A 15,203-nucleotide genomic window follows, 5' to 3' on the forward strand; every position below is an offset into this window, starting at 1 on the left:
CGAGAGGACTTCTGGAGGAACTGGTCCGTTCCATCTTGATTTCACCCTCAACGAAGTGCCACTATCGGGGGGTCGGCTTCGGTCGACGGTCGCGCGGTCGGTGTCCCCCCTGATGTCTGGACCCGCGACCTTGGGGCGCAGCTCACGGCAGATACCCCCTGCCTGCCGAGAGCTGCGCCCCCCTCATGTCTCGAGGCCTGTGTGGCCAGTCGGCCGAAGGGGAGAGTCCGCGCCCGTCGGCGTCTCGTAGGCTCGCCCCCGTGAAGGTTCTCGTCATCGGCTCCGGCGCCCGCGAGCACGCCCTCGTCCGCGCCCTCACCCTCGACCCCACGGTCTCGGCCGTCATCGCCGCCCCCGGCAACCCCGGCACCGACACGTTGGCCCGCAACCTGCCGGTCGCCGCGGAGGACCCGCAGGCGGTCGTCGACCTGGCCCGTGGCCACGAGGTCGACCTCGTCGTCGTCGGCCCGGAGGCCCCGCTCGTCGCGGGCGTCGCCGACGCGGTGCGCGAGGCCGGCATCCGCTGCTTCGGCCCCGGCGCCGAGGCCGCGCGCCTCGAGGGCAGCAAGGCCTACGCCAAGGAGGTCATGGCCGCGGCGGAGGTGCCCACCGCCCTCGCGCACGTCTGCACGACCGAGGAGCAGCTGGCCGAGGCCCTCGATGCCTTCGGCGCTCCCTTCGTCGTCAAGGACGACGGACTGGCCGCCGGCAAGGGGGTCGTGGTGACCGAGGACCGCGAGGTCGCGATGGCGCACGGCCTGGCCTGCCTGGCGAAGGGGGACGACGGTCGCGTCGTCATCGAGGAGTTCCTCGACGGCCCCGAGGCGAGCCTCTTCTGCATCTGCGACGGCTCGACCGTCGTGCCCCTCGACCTCGCCCAGGACTTCAAGCGGGTCTTCGACGGCGACGAGGGCCCCAACACCGGCGGCATGGGCGCCTACAGCCCGCTGGACTGGGCGCCGGAGGGCCTCGTCGACGACGTCGTCGCCCGGGTGGCGCAGCCGGTCGTCGACGAGATGGCGCGGCGAGGCACTCCCTTCGTCGGGGTGCTCTACGTCGGGCTGGCGCTCACCTCGCGCGGTCCGCGGGTCATCGAGTTCAACGTGCGCTTCGGCGACCCCGAGACCCAGTCCGTGCTCGCCCGGCTCGAGTCGCCGCTGGCGGTGCTGCTCACCGCGGCGTCCGAGGGTCGCCTGGCCGAGCACGACCCGCTGCGCTGGCGTCCCGAGTCGGCGGTGACCGTCGTCGTCGCGGCCGAGGGCTACCCGGCGAAGCCGATCACCGGGGTCCCGGTCGACGGTCTCGACGCGATCGCCGACGGCGACCTCGCCGAGCACGTCCACGTGCTCCACGCGGGCACCGCGACGCAGGACGGCCGACTGGTCTCCTCGGGCGGCCGGGTCCTGTCGGTCGTCGCCCTCGGCGACGACCTCGCACAGGCGCGCGAGCGGGCCTACGCCGCGGTGGCCGAGGTGGGGCTCGACGGTGGCCACCACCGCACCGACATCGCGCTGCGCGCCTCCCGCGGGGAGATCCGCGCCTGATCAGGCGGCGACGTCCTTGCGAGGGCGCCCGCGCTTGACCTTGTGGGGGATCACCGCTCCCTGGTGGAGGATCTCGCCGCCCCACACGCCCCACGGCTCGCCGCGCTCGAGCGCGCCCTCGAGGCACATGCGGCGCAGCGGGCAGTCGGCGCACAGCGACTTGGCGTACTCCAGACCCTCGGGCGTCTCGGCGAACCACAGCTCGGGAGACATGGTCTGGCACGGCGTGGTCGTCGTCGTCATGCGGCCACCCTCCAACCTCAAGTTGACATGAGGTCAAGTCGGTAGGGTCAGGGCATGGACACGCGGGACCTGCTCACCATCGGGGAGGTGGCTGCCCGGGCCGGGGTGAGCGTCCCGACGCTGCGCTTCTACGAGACCAAGGGGCTCGTAGACGCGACCCGGACGGCGGGCAACCAGCGTCGCTACCCGCGGCACACGCTGCGGCGGCTCGCCCTCGTCCGTGCGGCGCAGCGCTTCGGCCTGTCCCTCGATGAGATCCGCGAGGCGCTCGATTCCCTTCCGGCGCAGCGGCCCCCGACCGCACGGGACTGGGCGCGGCTCTCCCGGCGCTGGCACGACGCCCTCCAGGAGCGCATCGACGCGCTCGTCGAGCTGCGTGACACGACGAGTGGGTGCATCGGCTGCGGTTGCCTGTCGACGTCGAGCTGCCCGATCTACAACCCCGGCGACGAGCGGGGTGTCGAAGGCCCCGGTGCCCGGCGCTGGCCGGCCGGTCTGCGGGACGGCTGAGACCCCCTTCGGCCTCCCGTCGGTGGGAACATGGCCGCATGACAGGGGAGCCCGAGACCACGACCGCCACGACGGCCGCGCAGCGCGCCGAGGACCGGACCGAAGGGGGGTCGAGTCGCCTCCTCGCGTGGCTCCTCACCCCGCTGGTCGCCGTGCTGCCGTGGTGGGTGACGATCGGCGGGCTGTGGGTGCTCGCGCGGGGATGGCGTTCCTACGCAGAGCAGTTCCAACCCCAGTGGGGCGCGACGTTCGCCGGCGCCGCGGTTCTCGTCCTGGCGGCGCTCCTCTGGGCAGCGGTCACGGCGTGGTCGTCCGTCGGCACGACGGTGGCAGGGCTGTGCACCCTGGCCCTCGGCGTGGCCCTCGGCGACCTCCAGCTGGCCCGCTCGATCTACGACCTCGTGCCGACGAGCGTCGGTCGTGACGCCTACGTCATCCTCACCCCGATGAACTTCCTGCTCTTCGGCAGTCTGCTTCTCGCGGCCGGGCTCGGTGCCGCCGGAGCCCGCCGACTGGGGCGCCGCCGGGCCTGACCCGACCGATCCCGGGCTCGACGCATCTCGCGGCGGTGACCGGAGGCTGAGGCGCGCGGCGGCTCCCGTCGGCCTGCTGCGAGGATGTGCCCATGAGCGAGACCCCGCTGCAGCTGCCCGGCTACGCCCACGTCTACTCCGGCAAGGTGCGCGACCTCTACGCGCCGGTCGGTACCGACGGGCAGCCGCGCGAGGACCAGCTGCTGCTCGTCGCGAGTGACCGGATGTCGGCCTACGACTTCGTGCTCGACACCCCGATCCCCGACAAGGGCGCGGTGCTCACGCAGATGTCGCTGTGGTGGTTCGACCAGCTCGCCGACCTCGTGCCGCACCACGTCGTCTCGACCGACGTCCCTGCGGCCGTCGCCGGCCGGGCGGTGCTCGTCGAGCGACTCGAGATGCTGCCCGTCGAGTGCGTCGCCCGCGCCTACCTCACCGGTGGCGGGCTCGGGGAGTACCGGGCGAGTGGTGCCGTGAGCGGCATCGAGCTGCCGGCCGGTCTGGTCGACGGCTCGCCCCTGCCGGAGCCGATCTTCACCCCCTCGACCAAGGCGCCCGTCGGCGAGCACGACGAGCCGATCCCCTACTCCGGCGTTGTCGCCGAGATCGGCGAGGACCTCGCCTCCCGCGTGCGCGACCTCACGGTGCGCATCCTGAAGCTCGGCAACGAGATCGCCACCGAGCGCGGCATCATCCTCGCCGACACCAAGGTCGAGTTCGGCATGCGCGGCGACGAGATCGTCCTGGCGGACGAGGTGCTCACGCCCGACTCCTCGCGCTTCTGGCCGGCTGACCAGTGGCAGCCCGGCCGGCAGCAGCCGAGCTTCGACAAGCAATATGTCCGCGACTGGCTGACCTCGCCGGCGAGCGGCTGGGACAAGACCTCGGGCGAGGCGCCCCCTTCGCTCCCGGAGGACGTCGTCGCGCAGACCCGCGCGAAGTACGTCGAGGCCTACGAGCGGCTGACGGGGCAGACCTTCCGCTCCTGATCGGGAGCGTTCACCCGTGCCCCACCCGGGAGCAGCACGAGGGGCGAAGGGGGTGACCCCCTTCGCCCCTCGTGCCTCAGGCGGCGTGACGCGTCAGCGCACGACCGTCGGGGCCGGGAAGCCCTTGCCCTTCCCCTTCGGCAGGCTGGTCCGCTCGAGCAGCTGCGGGACGCTCTCCGGGGCGGCCTGGGCGCCCCAGTCGGGGAACATCTCGGTCTCGGCGGGGCAGGTGGCGTCGATGCGCGGCGAGATGCCGCGCAGCAGGTAGCTGTCGACCCGCTGGGTCACGCAGGCCGAGACGCCGTAGGCGGTGTGGCCCCACGAGTCGCTCGAGATCAGGCGGGAGCGCCCGAGGATCGAGCGGGTGCGGACCGCGCCGTCGTAGTTGGTCGCCGGGTCCCAGTAGTTGCCGACGACGAGCACACCCTTGGGGGTGACCCGGTTGTACGGCCCGACGTAGGCGTCCTCGTCCTGGCCGGTGAAGGCGTCACCGGCGCAGCCGGCCGAGCCCCACAGCCACGCGGGACCGAAGTGCGGCGCGGCGGCGTCGCTCTTGGTGGCGTACGCGGGGAAGTCGGCGATCCTGGTCGTCTCGCGGCTGTCGGTGCAGGTCACCGACAGGAAGGCGTCGAGCGAGTTGTCGTAGACGAACCCGCGCCGCGGGGCGGTGCGGTCCTTCTTCAGCTCGGCGACGACCTCCCGGTGCAGCGTCGTGCGCTGGGACGTGGCGGTGCGGCTCTGGGGTGCCTCGGACGCCTCGATCATCGACTCGATGTCGGTCAGGGCGAAGTCGACGATCGAAGGTGCCTCGGGGTCGTAGAGGGTCCCCAGCAGGGTGCCGATGACGTCGGCGTAGGTGAGCGTGAAGGTCCCTCCCTCGAAGGGGTCAGTGACCTCGACGGGCTTCTTCTTCAGCTCGGCGGTCAGGGCCGCGAACTTCGCCCTGGGGTCGCCCCCTTCGGCATAGCCGCACCTCGACGGGCCGACCTTGCCGCACTCCCGAAGGATCTTGTCGAGAGCCTTGGAGGCGCCGCGGCCGGACTTGAGGCGCTCCTCGAGGGGCGACGACTGGGTGCTGCGGGTGCCGGACCACGCGGTCGGGCTGAGCACGCCGTCGATGACCAGGCTGCGGAAGTTCTTCGGGAACATGTTGGCGTAGGTCGTCCCGAGGTGGCTGCCGTAGGAGAAGCCGATGTAGCTCAGCTTGTCGCTGCCGAGCGCGCGCCGGACCATCTCCATGTCCCTGGCCACCTCGGCCGTCGACATCGACGTGGCGAGCGAGTTCTTCGAGCAGGCGCGAGTGACCTTCTTGGTCGCGGTGATGAAGCGCCGCTGCTCGGTGGTCCCCACCGGGAAGGCGACGCGCAGGTCCTTCATCACCTCGTCCTGGCGCTCGACCGGCAGGCACTGGACCTGGTCGCTGAAGCCGATGCCGCGCGGGTCGACGCCGACGACGTCGAACTTCTCGCGGACCTCGGGCGAGAGCCACTGGTCGGCGGCGTAGGCCATCTCCGTCGAGGAGCCGCCGGGGCCGCCGGGGTTGACGAAGAGCGTGCCGATGCGCTTGCCGGTCGCCTTCTGGCGCAGCACGGCGACGTTGGTCTTCGCGCCCTTCGGGTTGTCGTAGTCGAGCGGGAGCTTCACGGTGGCGCACTCCGCGCCGCCGTAACAGCTGAACCACCCGAGCCTGGGGGTGGCCACCTTGTCGAGCTTGGCGTCCTCGGTCGAGGTCGTGGTGGTGGCCTTCGTCGGTGCGGCGGGCGCGGCGGCCGGCGTGGGTGCGGCCGACGCCGTCACCGAGCCGAGGCTGACGGCCAGGCCGGCCGTGGCGGTCAGCGCGAGCAGGCGCGTGCGGACGTTCTTCATCATGTGTTCCCCTGTCTGCCCCGTGCCCTGCGCACCGGGCCGCTCACAACATAGGGTGACTCGCATCACTCCGCGACTCGACACGCTGGCAGACTCGGGCTCATGTCGACGCAGATGGAGATGGCCATGGCCCGCGCCAACGGTCTCGGGGAGGTGTTGCGCCGCAGTGCTGCTCGCCACCGGGACAAGGTCGCGATCATCGACGGTGACGTCCGCTGGACCTTCCGTGAGCTCGACGCGATCGTCACCTCCGTGGCCGCCGGCCTCGCCCAGCGCGGCGTGACGAAGGGGGACCGCGTCGCCCTGCTCAGCCGCAACAGCGCGGACTTCGCCGCCCTCGCCTGGGGCGCGGCACGGCTCGGCGCGATCCTCGTCCCGATCAACTTCATGCTCACGGCGGACGAGGCCGGCTTCATCCTCGGCAACAGCGAGCCGGTGGCCATGGTCACCCAGCCGGAGTTCCTCGTGACCGCCGACGAGGCGATCGACGCGAGCGGGCTGGAGATCGCGACCCGGGTGGTGACCGGCGACGCGAGCGGCGGGTGGACCCCCTTCGCCGACCTCGTCGCCACCGACGCGACCGGCTGGGAGCCACCGATCGTCGCCGACGACGACCCGATCCGCCTCATGTACACCTCCGGCACCGAGTCCCGGCCGAAGGGAGCGCTGCTCACCTCCCGCGCGCTGCAGGCGGAGTACCTCAGCGCGATCGTCGACGGCGGGATGACCGGTGACGACATCGACCTGCACACGCTGCCGCTCTACCACTGCGCACAGCTCGACTGCTTCCTCGGGCCGGACATCATGCTCGGCGCCACGAGCATCATCCTGCCCGCGCCCGACCCGGCCACCGTGCTGGCCAAGATCGCCGAGCACCGGGTGACGAAGTACTTCGCGCCGCCGACCGTGTGGATCTCGCTGCTGCGGCACGCCGACTTCGACAACACCGACCTGAGCAGCCTGCGCAAGGGGTACTACGGGGCCTCGCCGATGCCCGTCGAGGTGCTGGGGGAGATCCAGGAGCGGTTGCCCGATGTCGACCTGTGGAACTTCTACGGCCAGACCGAGCTTGCCCCCGTCGCGACGATCCTGCCGCCGCACGAGCAGCTGTCGCACGCCGGCTCCGCGGGGCGGCCGGTGCTCATGGTCGAGACCCGGCTCGTCGACGACGACGGCAACGAGGTGCCCGTCGGCGAGGTCGGCGAGGTGGTCCACCGCAGCCCGCACATCGCGGCCGGCTACTGGCGCAACGAGGAGAAGACGGCCGAAGCCTTCGCCGGAGGGTGGTTCCACTCCGGTGACCTCGGCATCGCGGACGACGACGGGCGGATCACGATCGTCGACCGCAAGAAGGACATGATCAAGACCGGTGGGGAGAACGTTGCCTCCCGCGAGGTCGAGGAGGCGATCTACGCCCACCCCGACGTCGCCGAGGTCGCGGTCTTCGCCCTGCCCGACCCGACGTGGGTCGAGGCGGTCACCGCGACGATCGTGCCGAAGGAGGGCTCGGGGCTCACCGCAGAGTCGGTCCGGGAGCACTGCGCGCAGGTGCTCGCGAGCTACAAGCGGCCCAAGCGCATCGAGATCCTCGACGCCCTGCCCAAGAACCCGAGCGGCAAGATCCTCAAGCGCGAGCTGCGCGAGCGCTTCGCCTCCGCTGGCTGAGGTGTGAGGCCGTCCGCGGCCGAGCCTCGAAGCCTGTCCTCACCCCGCTGGCTGAGGTGTGAGGCCGTCCGCGGCCGAGCCTCGAAGCCGCGCCCGTGCACAACAGGTAGTCCTGCTGCGATTGACGCCCATCCATTGCCGCGAGATGCACCAGAACGACCTCTTGTGCACGCCATGATGGGCGCATGGCCACCTACGTCGCCTTCCTCCGCGCGATCAACCTCGGCGCCAAGCGCAGGTTCCCCAAGGCGGACCTGCAGCGGGTCGTCGAGGAGACCGGTGCGAGCGACGTCGCGGTGCACCTCAACACCGGCAACGTGCGGCTGAAGAGCCGGCAGCGCTCGACCGCTGCCGTCGAGGCGACGCTCGAGGCGGCCTTCCTCGCCGACCGGGGCTTCGAGGTGCCGACGGTGGTGCTCACGCCGGCCGAGCTGGTGGCCGTCGTCGCGGATGCGGGCGAGGTGGCGGGGCAGGTGCCCTTCGACGTGGCGGCGCACTACGTGACCTTCATGCGGGAGGTGCCGTCGACGGAGGCCGTCGAGCTGCTCACCCACGTCGGCGAAGGGGAGGCCACCACCGTCCGCGGCCGCGCCGTCCACCTCCTGCTCGACGGCAAGGACCGCTACCACCAGGTCAAGCTGCCCGCCGCGCACGACCGGGCGATGGGGGTGTGGACCAACCGCAACCTCACGGTCGTCCGTGATCTGGCCGAGCGATGGGGGTGAGGGGTCAGCTGCGGTAGGCGCCGCGGCGGTGCGTCAGGATCAGCACCGGCACGCGGTCATCCTCGCCCCGCGTCCCTCAGGCTCTGCAAGACATCCTCGGTTGTCAGCACGTCTCCTCGGCGGAGATCGTCCAGGGCCACGGTGATCTCGCGAAGGAGGTGGGTGTCCGCCACGATCTCCGACGTCTCGGCCGAGCCCTCATCCAAGGGTGGGTGTGGTGCCATGTGACAACGGTAATGTCGCTCCCTTCGAGACGGTCGCTGCGCGACCTCCTCAGGGAGCGGGGTGTGAGAGGGGTGGGCTCGTCCCTTCGAGACGTCGGCCGCGGGCGGCCTCCTCCTCAGGGAGCGGAGGAGGGGACTTCGTCCTCGCCGCGTCTCGAGGCTCAGCCGCGGGCGGCTTCGCACCTCGACGAACGTTGGAAGGGCTCGGCGAACGTGGGCGAGGGAGAGGGGCGGCGACCCCGCCAACTAGACTCACGGGCGGACCACCCCCTTCGCACCAGGAGACACCTGTGGGACGCATCGTCGTCGACGTCATGCTCAAGCCCGAGATCCTCGACCCCCAGGGCCAGGCGGTCCGGGGGGCGCTGCCCCGGCTCGGGATCGACCAGTTCACCGACGTGCGGCAGGGCAAGCGCTTCGTGCTGTCCGTCGACGGTGACGTCACCGAGGCCCACCTCGCGCAGGCCCGCGAGGCCGCCGAGACCCTCCTGTCCAACCCCGTCATCGAGGACGTCGTGAGCGTCCACGAGCTGACGAGCGACGAGCCGGAGCAGGCGCCGATCACCGGGGCCGGCGCGTGAAGATCGGCGTCATCACCTTCCCCGGCAGCCTCGACGACTCCGACGCCCGCCGCGCCGTCACCCTGTGCGGCGGCGAGGCCATCGCCCTGTGGCACGGCGACGCCGACCTGCACGGCGTCGACGCCGTCGTCGTCCCCGGCGGTTTCTCCTACGGCGACTACCTGCGCGCCGGGGCCATCGCACGCTTCGCCCCGGTCATGGGCGAGGTCATCACCGCGGCGAAGGGAGGGATGCCGGTCCTCGGGATCTGCAACGGCTTCCAGATCCTCACCGAGTCGCACCTGCTCCCCGGGTCGATGATCCAAAATGACCACCGCAAGTTCCTGTGCAAGGACCAGGTCCTGCGCGTCGACAACGCCGAGAGCGCCTGGACCAGCGGTTTCGAGGCCGGCCAGGAGATCAGCATCGTCCTGAAGAACCAGGACGGCCAGTTCGTCGCCGACGAGGCCACCCTCGACCGGCTCGAAGGGGAGGGACAGGTCGCCTTCCGCTACGTCGGCGACAACCCCAACGGCTCCTCCCGCGGCATCGCCGGCATCACCAACGAGCGGGGCAACGTCGTCGGCCTCATGCCGCACCCCGAGCACGCCGTCGAGGAGGGCTTCGGCCCGAGCCTCGACGGCCGCACCTTCTTCACGTCCGTCCTCGAGCAGGTGGTGTCCGCGTGACCGTCAGCAACCTCGACACCGTGGCCGTCGCGCAGGGCAGCCCCGACACCGAGCAGCCGTGGGCCGAGCTCGGTCTCAAGCCCGACGAGTACGAGCGCATCCGCGAGATCCTCGACCGCCGCCCGACGAGCGCCGAGCTGGCGATGTACTCGGTCATGTGGTCCGAGCACTGCAGCTACAAGTCCTCCAAGGTCCACCTCAAGCGCTTCGGCGACCTGCCCTCCGAGACCCCCCTGGGCAAGACCCTCGCCGGCATCGGCGAGAACGCCGGCGTCATCGACATCGGCCAGGGTTGGGCGGTGACCTTCAAGGTCGAGTCGCACAACCACCCGAGCTATGTCGAGCCCTACCAGGGTGCCGCGACCGGCATCGGCGGCATCGTCCGCGACATCATGGCGATGGGCGCCCGCCCGATCGCGGTGATGGACCCCCTTCGCTTTGGCGCCATCGACCACCCCGACACCGCGCGCGTCCTGCCGGGCGTCGTCAAGGGCATCGGCGGCTACGGCAACTCCCTCGGCCTGCCCAACATCGGCGGCGAGATCGTCTTCGACGAGTGCTACCAGGGCAACCCGCTCGTCAACGCGCTGTGCGTCGGCTCGCTGCGCCACGAGGACCTCCACCTCGCCAACGCGTCCGGCACCGGCAACAAGATCGTGCTCTTCGGCGCCAAGACGGGCGGTGACGGTATCGGCGGCGTCTCCGTCCTCGCCTCGGAGACCTTCGAGGAGGGCGGCCCCGCCAAGCGGCCCGCCGTCCAGGTCGGCGACCCCTTCGCGGAGAAGGTCCTCATCGAGTGCTGCCTCGACCTCTACGCCGCGGGCGTCGTCGAGGGCATCCAGGACCTCGGCGGCGCCGGCCTGTCCTGCGCGACCTCCGAGCTGGCCTCCGCCGGCGACGGCGGCATGCAGATCGAGCTCGACAAGGTGCCGCTGCGTGACTCGACCCTCCGCGCGGAGGAGATCCTCATGTCGGAGTCGCAGGAGCGGATGATGGCCGTCGTCGCGCCCGACAAGCTCGACGCCTTCCTCGAGATCACCGGCCGCTGGGACGTCGAGGCCGCCGTCCTCGGCGAGGTCACCGACGGCGACCGGCTCGTCATCACCTGGCACGGCGAGACGATCGTCGACGTGCCGCCGCGGTCCGTCGCTCACGACGGCCCGGTCTACGAGCGTCCGATCGCCCGCCCGGAGTGGCTCGACGCCGTGCAGGCCGACAGCAGCTCCTCCCTTCCCCGTCCCGCGGACCCGGGCGCCGACCTGCTGGCGCTGCTCGCCTCGTCCAACATCTGCGACAAGACGTGGGTCACCGACCAGTACGACCGTTACGTCCTGGGCAACACCAAGCGCGCCATGCCGCACGACTCCGGCGTGGTCCGCGTCGACGAGGAGTCCGGTCTGGGTGTCGCGGTCTCGACCGACTGCAACGGCCGCTTCGGCCGGCTCGACCCCTACGCCGGGGCGCAGCTCGCCCTCGCCGAGTCCTACCGCAATGTCGCGACCTCCGGCGCCCTGCCGCTGGCCGTCACCGACTGCCTCAACTTCGGCTCGCCGGAGGACCCGGGCGTCATGTGGCAGTTCCAGCAGGCCATCGGCGGGCTCTTCGACGCCTGCCTCGAGCTCGGCATCCCGGTGACCGGTGGCAACGTCTCCTTCTACAACCAGACCGGTGAGACGGCGATCCACCCGACGCCCGTCGTCGGCGTGCTCGGGGTCATCGACGACGTTGCCACGTCCGTCGCCTCCGGCTTCCGGGCGAAGGGGGAGATCGTCCTGCTCCTCGGCGAGACCCGCGACGAGCTCGACGGTGGCGAGTGGGCGCACGCGCTGCACGGCCATCTCGGCGGGCAGCCGCCCGTCGTCGACCTCGCCGCCGAGAAGGCGCTCGCCTCCTTCTTCGTCGACGCGGTGCGTCGCGGCCTCCTCGCCAGCTCGCACGATCTGTCCGACGGCGGCCTGGCCGTGGCCCTCGCCGAGTCGGTCCTCACCGGTGGCACCGGGGCCTCGGTCGACCTGTCGCCGGTCCTCGACCGCGACGGGATCGACGCCTTCACGGCGCTGTACTCCGAGTCGACGGCCAGGGCGCTGGTCACCGTGCGCAGCGAGAGCGACCTGGTCACCGTCGTCGGCATCGCCGAGGCGCACGGCGTCCCCGTCGCGCGCCTCGGCACGACCGATGCCGACCGGCTCAAGGTCAAGGACGTCCTCGACCTCGGCCTGGAGGAGATGGGGGCCGCGCACACCGGCACGATGGCGCGCTACTTCGGCTGACGGCGTCGCGCGTCCACCTGATATGCCCCAGGTCGTCCCGCGGCCTCGTCAGCGCACCCGCCAGGCGCCCGGGTCGGGAGCGGTCGGCGCCGGTCGCGGCTCCCCGTCGGTGATCACCCGGCCGCCGGCCGTGCGGCGGGCGAGCTCTGCGGCGCCGAGCAGCCCGGACGGGAAGGGCCAGCGCCCCACCTGCCGCCGGATCTCGTCGACATCGAGCGGTCGGTGGGCCGCGACGAGCACGGCATTGCCGTAGCGGCGCCCCTTGATGACGTCACGCATCGCGACGAGCGCGAGCGACCCGTCGTGGCCGAAGGCGGCCCGCGCCCCCGCCACGACACCGGCGAGGTGCCGCCAGCCCGGCTCGTCGGGGGAGTTCATGACGAGCACGCCGTCGGGGCGCAGCACCCGCGCCACGTGCCCGAAGAACTCGACCGTCTGCAGGTCCGCCGGGACCCTCCCTTCGTCGAAGGCGTCGACGACGACCGCATGGGCCGAGGCGTCCTTGAGCGCCTCGACCCCCGGCCGGCCGAGCTGTGGCCGCACGCGGATCCGGTGGCCACGGGCCAGCGGCAGCTGCTCGCGGACGGCGGCGGTGAGGGCCTCGTCGGGCTCGAGGACGATCTGCGGGGAGCCGGGGCGGGTGGCGTGCACCCAGCGCGGCAGGGTCAGGCCGGCACCGCCGACGTGCGTGACGCCGATCGGGTCGGGGGCGGGGTGGACCGCGTCGAGGACGGCCGCCATGTGCTGCACGTACTCGAAGACCAGGTGCTCCGGGTCATCGACGTCGACGTGGCTCTGCGGATGCCCGTCACGCATCACCGTGACGCCCCCGTGCTCGTCCGCCACGAACTCCACCTCGGCCATGCGCCAACCCTCACACACGAAGGGGGTCACGCACCTCGCCGGTGCGTGACCCCCTTCGTCGGTGGTGCGGTGGGTCAGTGACGACGACCCGCGGTGCGGCGTGCGCCGGCGATCGCCAGGGCCGCGCCGGCTGCGAGGAGCAGCCCCAGACCCGAGCCCACGACACCCGCGCGGGGGCCGGGGGTCGTGTCGTCGGTCTCGACGACCGGGCCGGTGACGTCATCATCGGTGCCCGGCGCGGTGCCGGAGGTCGACGTGGCCGTCGGCGTGCCGGTGCTGGTGCCCGTCCCGCTCGTCGACGTGGACGTGGAGGTGGACGGGTCGCTCGACGTCGAGGTCGTCGGGTCACTCGTGGACGTCGTCGGGTCGGTCGTCGTCGAGGTCGGCTCGTCCGCCGTGATCGTCACGGGGAAGCTGACCTCGGTGTCGCTGGGCGAGGCGACGAGACGGACCTGCGAGGCGGTGCCGTCGTCGGCGGCGGCGATGCCCGCCGGAGCGGTGGCCTGCTCTGGGACGGTGAAGCTGATGTCCGCGGTGCCGTTGCGCGTCGGGACGCCCTGGATCAGGCCGGCCGTGATCGGGAAGGTGCCGACCGAGTCGTCGCCGACGAAGACCTCGACCTCGGAGTTGGTCGGCGAGCCGAGCGACGTCAGGTCGAAGCCGGAGGCGGTGAAGGAGACCTCGTCGCCGGCCGTCAGCTCGCTCGGCTGGTCGGTGATCGCGACGGCCTGCTTGCGGTGGTCGGGGCTGACCTCGTCACGCGCGCCGAAGTAGTTGACGAAGGCGTCGGTGTCGATGAGGCCGGTGTCCTTGGCGTTGCTGCCCTCGGCGAGGACGGTGAAGTTGTCACCGCCGCCGATGAGGAAGGAACCCGAGGCGATCGTGTAGGTGGCGCCCTCGTCGAGCGGCTCGCCGTCGATGCTCACCGACGAGATCCGGCTGCCGGCGGCGGCGTCCGGGTCGTAGGTGTAGGTGACGTTGTCGGAGAGCCCGAGCTTGAGGAAGGGTCGCGAGGAACCCTCCGGCTGCCACTGCTGCTCCAGGAGCGTGACGACCTGTGCGCCCGTGAGGTCGACGGTCATCAGCGTGTTGGCGAAGGGGTTGATCGACGCGGCCTCGGCGTAGGTGACCTCGCCGGGCTCCTCGTCGCCGGTGGGCTCGTAGAGCAGCTCGTCGCGCAGGCCGCCGGGGTTCATGATGCCGATGTCGGCGCCGCCGCGGCCGGGCTGGTTGAGTGCGTCGAGCCAGATGTCGGCGGTGAGGTTGCCCAGGGTCGACTCGCGCTGGCGGTTGTCCCGGGCGCCGTCGTTGTGGGCGGTGGTGATGTCGTCGCTCACCGTCCCGATGACCTTCTTGCCGAGCTCGCCGGCGGTGGCGACGGCCTCGTCGACGATCGCGCTGGCGGAGGTGTAGGTCGGGTTGCTGGCGCACGAGTCGGTCGGGTCGGCGACCTCGACGTTGGTCGCCGAGTACTGCGTCACCTCGCCGGTCTCCTCGTCGAAGCCGAGCTGCAGCTGGCCGAGGGTGTCGCCGTAGGAGTTGGACTGGATGATCGGCCGGGTGCCGCCGTCGGGCGCCGGGGCGTCCCAGGCGTAGCCCTTGTGGGTGTGGCCGGTGAAGATCGCGTCGACCTCGCCCGCCGTGTCGTTGACGATGTCGGCGAAGGCGCCGCCCGCGGCGACCTGCGCGTCGAGCGTCGTGAGGTCGTCGCCCTCGGTCGCGCCCTCGTGGTACTCGGCGACGACGATGTCGGCCTCGCCGTTGGTCGCGTCACCGTCCTTGAGCTGGGCCGCGACGCGGTTGACCGCCTCGACCGGGTCGCCGAAGTCGAGACCCGAGACGCCCTGCGGCGAGACGAGCGACGGGGTCTGCTGGGTGACCGCGCCGACGACGCCGACCTTGAGCCCGCCGACCTCGACGATCGAGTACTCGTCGAGCGCCGGGGTGGTCGTGCCGCGCTCGTAGACGTTGGCGCCGAGCAGGTCGAAGTCCGCGGCCTGGCTGACGCGGCCGGTGAGGTCGGAGAAGCCGCGGTCGAACTCGTGGTTGCCGACGGCGCTGGCCTCGAGGCCGAGGGTGTTGAGGAACTGGATCGTCGGCAGGTCCTCCTGGGAGGCGGAGGTGAAGGGGGAGGCCCCGATGTTGTCCCCGGCCGACAGCAGCGCCGTCGAGTCCTCGCCGAGCTGGGCCCGGGTCTCGACGACGGTGCAGGCGAAGGCCTTGCCCGAGGCGCCCGTGCCGTCGGTGTCGATGCGACCGTGGAAGTCGTTGATGTTGAGCAGGTTGATCGTCGTCAGCGACGGGTCGATCCCGCCCGGCTCGACGGGGTCGGCGGCGTGGGCGGTGCCGGACGTGGCGACGAGTGCGGTGATCGCACCCGCGCCGACGAGCAGCGACGCGCCTCTCTTCTTCAGGGACATGAGGGTTCCTCCGGGGCAGGGTGTGTGACGAGCCCGACATCGGGCACACCGGGTCAGATGCTGCCGTACCCGGGATACATCTGCAGGACGAAGGGGGAAGG

At 71.7% G+C, this 15,203-nt stretch carries 13 protein-coding genes; 9 read left to right on the top strand and 4 right to left on the bottom strand.

Features of this window, described 5'->3' with window-relative positions; translation table 11 throughout:
- Positions 1 to 260 precede the first annotated feature (260 nt).
- Positions 261 to 1,544: a phosphoribosylamine--glycine ligase gene (gene purD, locus B9B60_RS15665; RefSeq protein WP_084452883.1), complete on the top strand. Its 1,284-nt coding sequence runs from the start codon at positions 261 to 263 to the stop codon at positions 1,542 to 1,544.
- Here purD and B9B60_RS15670 read toward each other — a convergent pair whose 3' ends face one another.
- Complete coding sequence (locus B9B60_RS15670; RefSeq protein WP_084452885.1) at positions 1,545 to 1,787, bottom strand: WhiB family transcriptional regulator; 243 nt, start codon at positions 1,785 to 1,787, stop codon at positions 1,545 to 1,547.
- Between the two features lie 54 nt (positions 1,788 to 1,841).
- Between B9B60_RS15670 and soxR the strand changes: the two genes are divergently transcribed.
- From soxR to B9B60_RS15685, 3 genes are all read left to right on the top strand, one after another.
- Positions 1,842 to 2,297, top strand: a complete 456-nt coding sequence (soxR, locus tag B9B60_RS15675; protein WP_084452887.1) for a redox-sensitive transcriptional activator SoxR — start codon at positions 1,842 to 1,844, stop codon at positions 2,295 to 2,297.
- A 38-nt stretch (positions 2,298 to 2,335) separates the two neighbouring features.
- The gene (locus tag B9B60_RS15680) at positions 2,336 to 2,830 is read left to right on the top strand and encodes a hypothetical protein (RefSeq protein ID WP_072623477.1); all 495 of its coding nucleotides are present in this window, start codon (positions 2,336 to 2,338) and stop codon (positions 2,828 to 2,830) included.
- A 92-nt stretch (positions 2,831 to 2,922) separates the two neighbouring features.
- Positions 2,923 to 3,819 (top strand): phosphoribosylaminoimidazolesuccinocarboxamide synthase, encoded by an 897-nt coding sequence (locus tag B9B60_RS15685; RefSeq protein WP_084452889.1) that lies wholly within the window; start codon positions 2,923 to 2,925, stop codon positions 3,817 to 3,819.
- A gap of 93 nt (positions 3,820 to 3,912) precedes the next feature.
- Here the strand turns inward: B9B60_RS15685 and B9B60_RS15690 are convergent, their stop codons facing one another.
- Positions 3,913 to 5,688, bottom strand: a complete 1,776-nt coding sequence (locus B9B60_RS15690) for an alpha/beta hydrolase (protein ID WP_143445624.1) — start codon at positions 5,686 to 5,688, stop codon at positions 3,913 to 3,915.
- Between the two features lie 99 nt (positions 5,689 to 5,787).
- Here B9B60_RS15690 and B9B60_RS15695 point away from each other — a divergent pair, with 99 nt between their 5' ends.
- From B9B60_RS15695 to purL, 5 genes are all read left to right on the top strand, one after another.
- Positions 5,788 to 7,350: a fatty acyl-CoA synthetase gene (locus B9B60_RS15695; RefSeq protein ID WP_084452893.1), complete on the top strand. Its 1,563-nt coding sequence runs from the start codon at positions 5,788 to 5,790 to the stop codon at positions 7,348 to 7,350.
- Positions 7,351 to 7,535: 185 nt separating this feature from the next.
- Positions 7,536 to 8,075, top strand: a complete 540-nt coding sequence (locus B9B60_RS15700; protein WP_084452895.1) for a DUF1697 domain-containing protein — start codon at positions 7,536 to 7,538, stop codon at positions 8,073 to 8,075.
- 514 nt (positions 8,076 to 8,589) lie between these two features.
- The gene (gene purS / locus B9B60_RS15705; protein ID WP_084452897.1) at positions 8,590 to 8,880 is read left to right on the top strand and encodes a phosphoribosylformylglycinamidine synthase subunit PurS; all 291 of its coding nucleotides are present in this window, start codon (positions 8,590 to 8,592) and stop codon (positions 8,878 to 8,880) included.
- Positions 8,877 to 9,548 carry a phosphoribosylformylglycinamidine synthase subunit PurQ gene (gene purQ / locus B9B60_RS15710; RefSeq protein ID WP_084452899.1) on the top strand — a complete coding sequence of 224 codons (672 nt, stop codon included), beginning with the start codon at positions 8,877 to 8,879 and terminating at the stop codon, positions 9,546 to 9,548. The genes purS and purQ overlap by 4 nt, the downstream gene beginning before the upstream one ends.
- Positions 9,545 to 11,818: a phosphoribosylformylglycinamidine synthase subunit PurL gene (gene purL / locus B9B60_RS15715; protein ID WP_084452901.1), complete on the top strand. Its 2,274-nt coding sequence runs from the start codon at positions 9,545 to 9,547 to the stop codon at positions 11,816 to 11,818. Before purQ ends, purL begins: the two co-directional genes overlap by 4 nt.
- Before the next feature lie 48 nt (positions 11,819 to 11,866).
- Here the strand turns inward: purL and B9B60_RS15720 are convergent, their stop codons facing one another.
- Positions 11,867 to 12,682, bottom strand: a complete 816-nt coding sequence (locus B9B60_RS15720; RefSeq protein WP_084452903.1) for a spermidine synthase — start codon at positions 12,680 to 12,682, stop codon at positions 11,867 to 11,869.
- 74 nt (positions 12,683 to 12,756) lie between these two features.
- Complete coding sequence (locus B9B60_RS15725; RefSeq protein ID WP_084452905.1) at positions 12,757 to 15,102, bottom strand: bifunctional metallophosphatase/5'-nucleotidase; 2,346 nt, start codon at positions 15,100 to 15,102, stop codon at positions 12,757 to 12,759.
- Between the last annotated feature and the right edge of the window lie 101 nt (positions 15,103 to 15,203).

The organism is Janibacter indicus (assembly GCF_900176385.1).
Lineage (GTDB): Bacteria > Actinomycetota > Actinomycetes > Actinomycetales > Dermatophilaceae > Janibacter > Janibacter indicus.

Coding starts and splice junctions, on each gene's coding strand:
- B9B60_RS15685 (WP_084452889.1), top strand. CDS start 2,923: ATGAGCGAGACCCCGCTGCAGCTGCCCGGCTACGCCCACGTCTACTCC.
- B9B60_RS15680 (WP_072623477.1), top strand. CDS start 2,336: ATGACAGGGGAGCCCGAGACCACGACCGCCACGACGGCCGCGCAGCGC.
- B9B60_RS15690 (WP_143445624.1), bottom strand. CDS start 5,688: ATGATGAAGAACGTCCGCACGCGCCTGCTCGCGCTGACCGCCACGGCC.
- B9B60_RS15695 (WP_084452893.1), top strand. CDS start 5,788: ATGTCGACGCAGATGGAGATGGCCATGGCCCGCGCCAACGGTCTCGGG.
- B9B60_RS15700 (WP_084452895.1), top strand. CDS start 7,536: ATGGCCACCTACGTCGCCTTCCTCCGCGCGATCAACCTCGGCGCCAAG.
- B9B60_RS15720 (WP_084452903.1), bottom strand. CDS start 12,682: ATGGCCGAGGTGGAGTTCGTGGCGGACGAGCACGGGGGCGTCACGGTG.
- B9B60_RS15670 (WP_084452885.1), bottom strand. CDS start 1,787: ATGACGACGACGACCACGCCGTGCCAGACCATGTCTCCCGAGCTGTGG.
- soxR (WP_084452887.1), top strand. CDS start 1,842: ATGGACACGCGGGACCTGCTCACCATCGGGGAGGTGGCTGCCCGGGCC.
- B9B60_RS15725 (WP_084452905.1), bottom strand. CDS start 15,102: ATGTCCCTGAAGAAGAGAGGCGCGTCGCTGCTCGTCGGCGCGGGTGCG.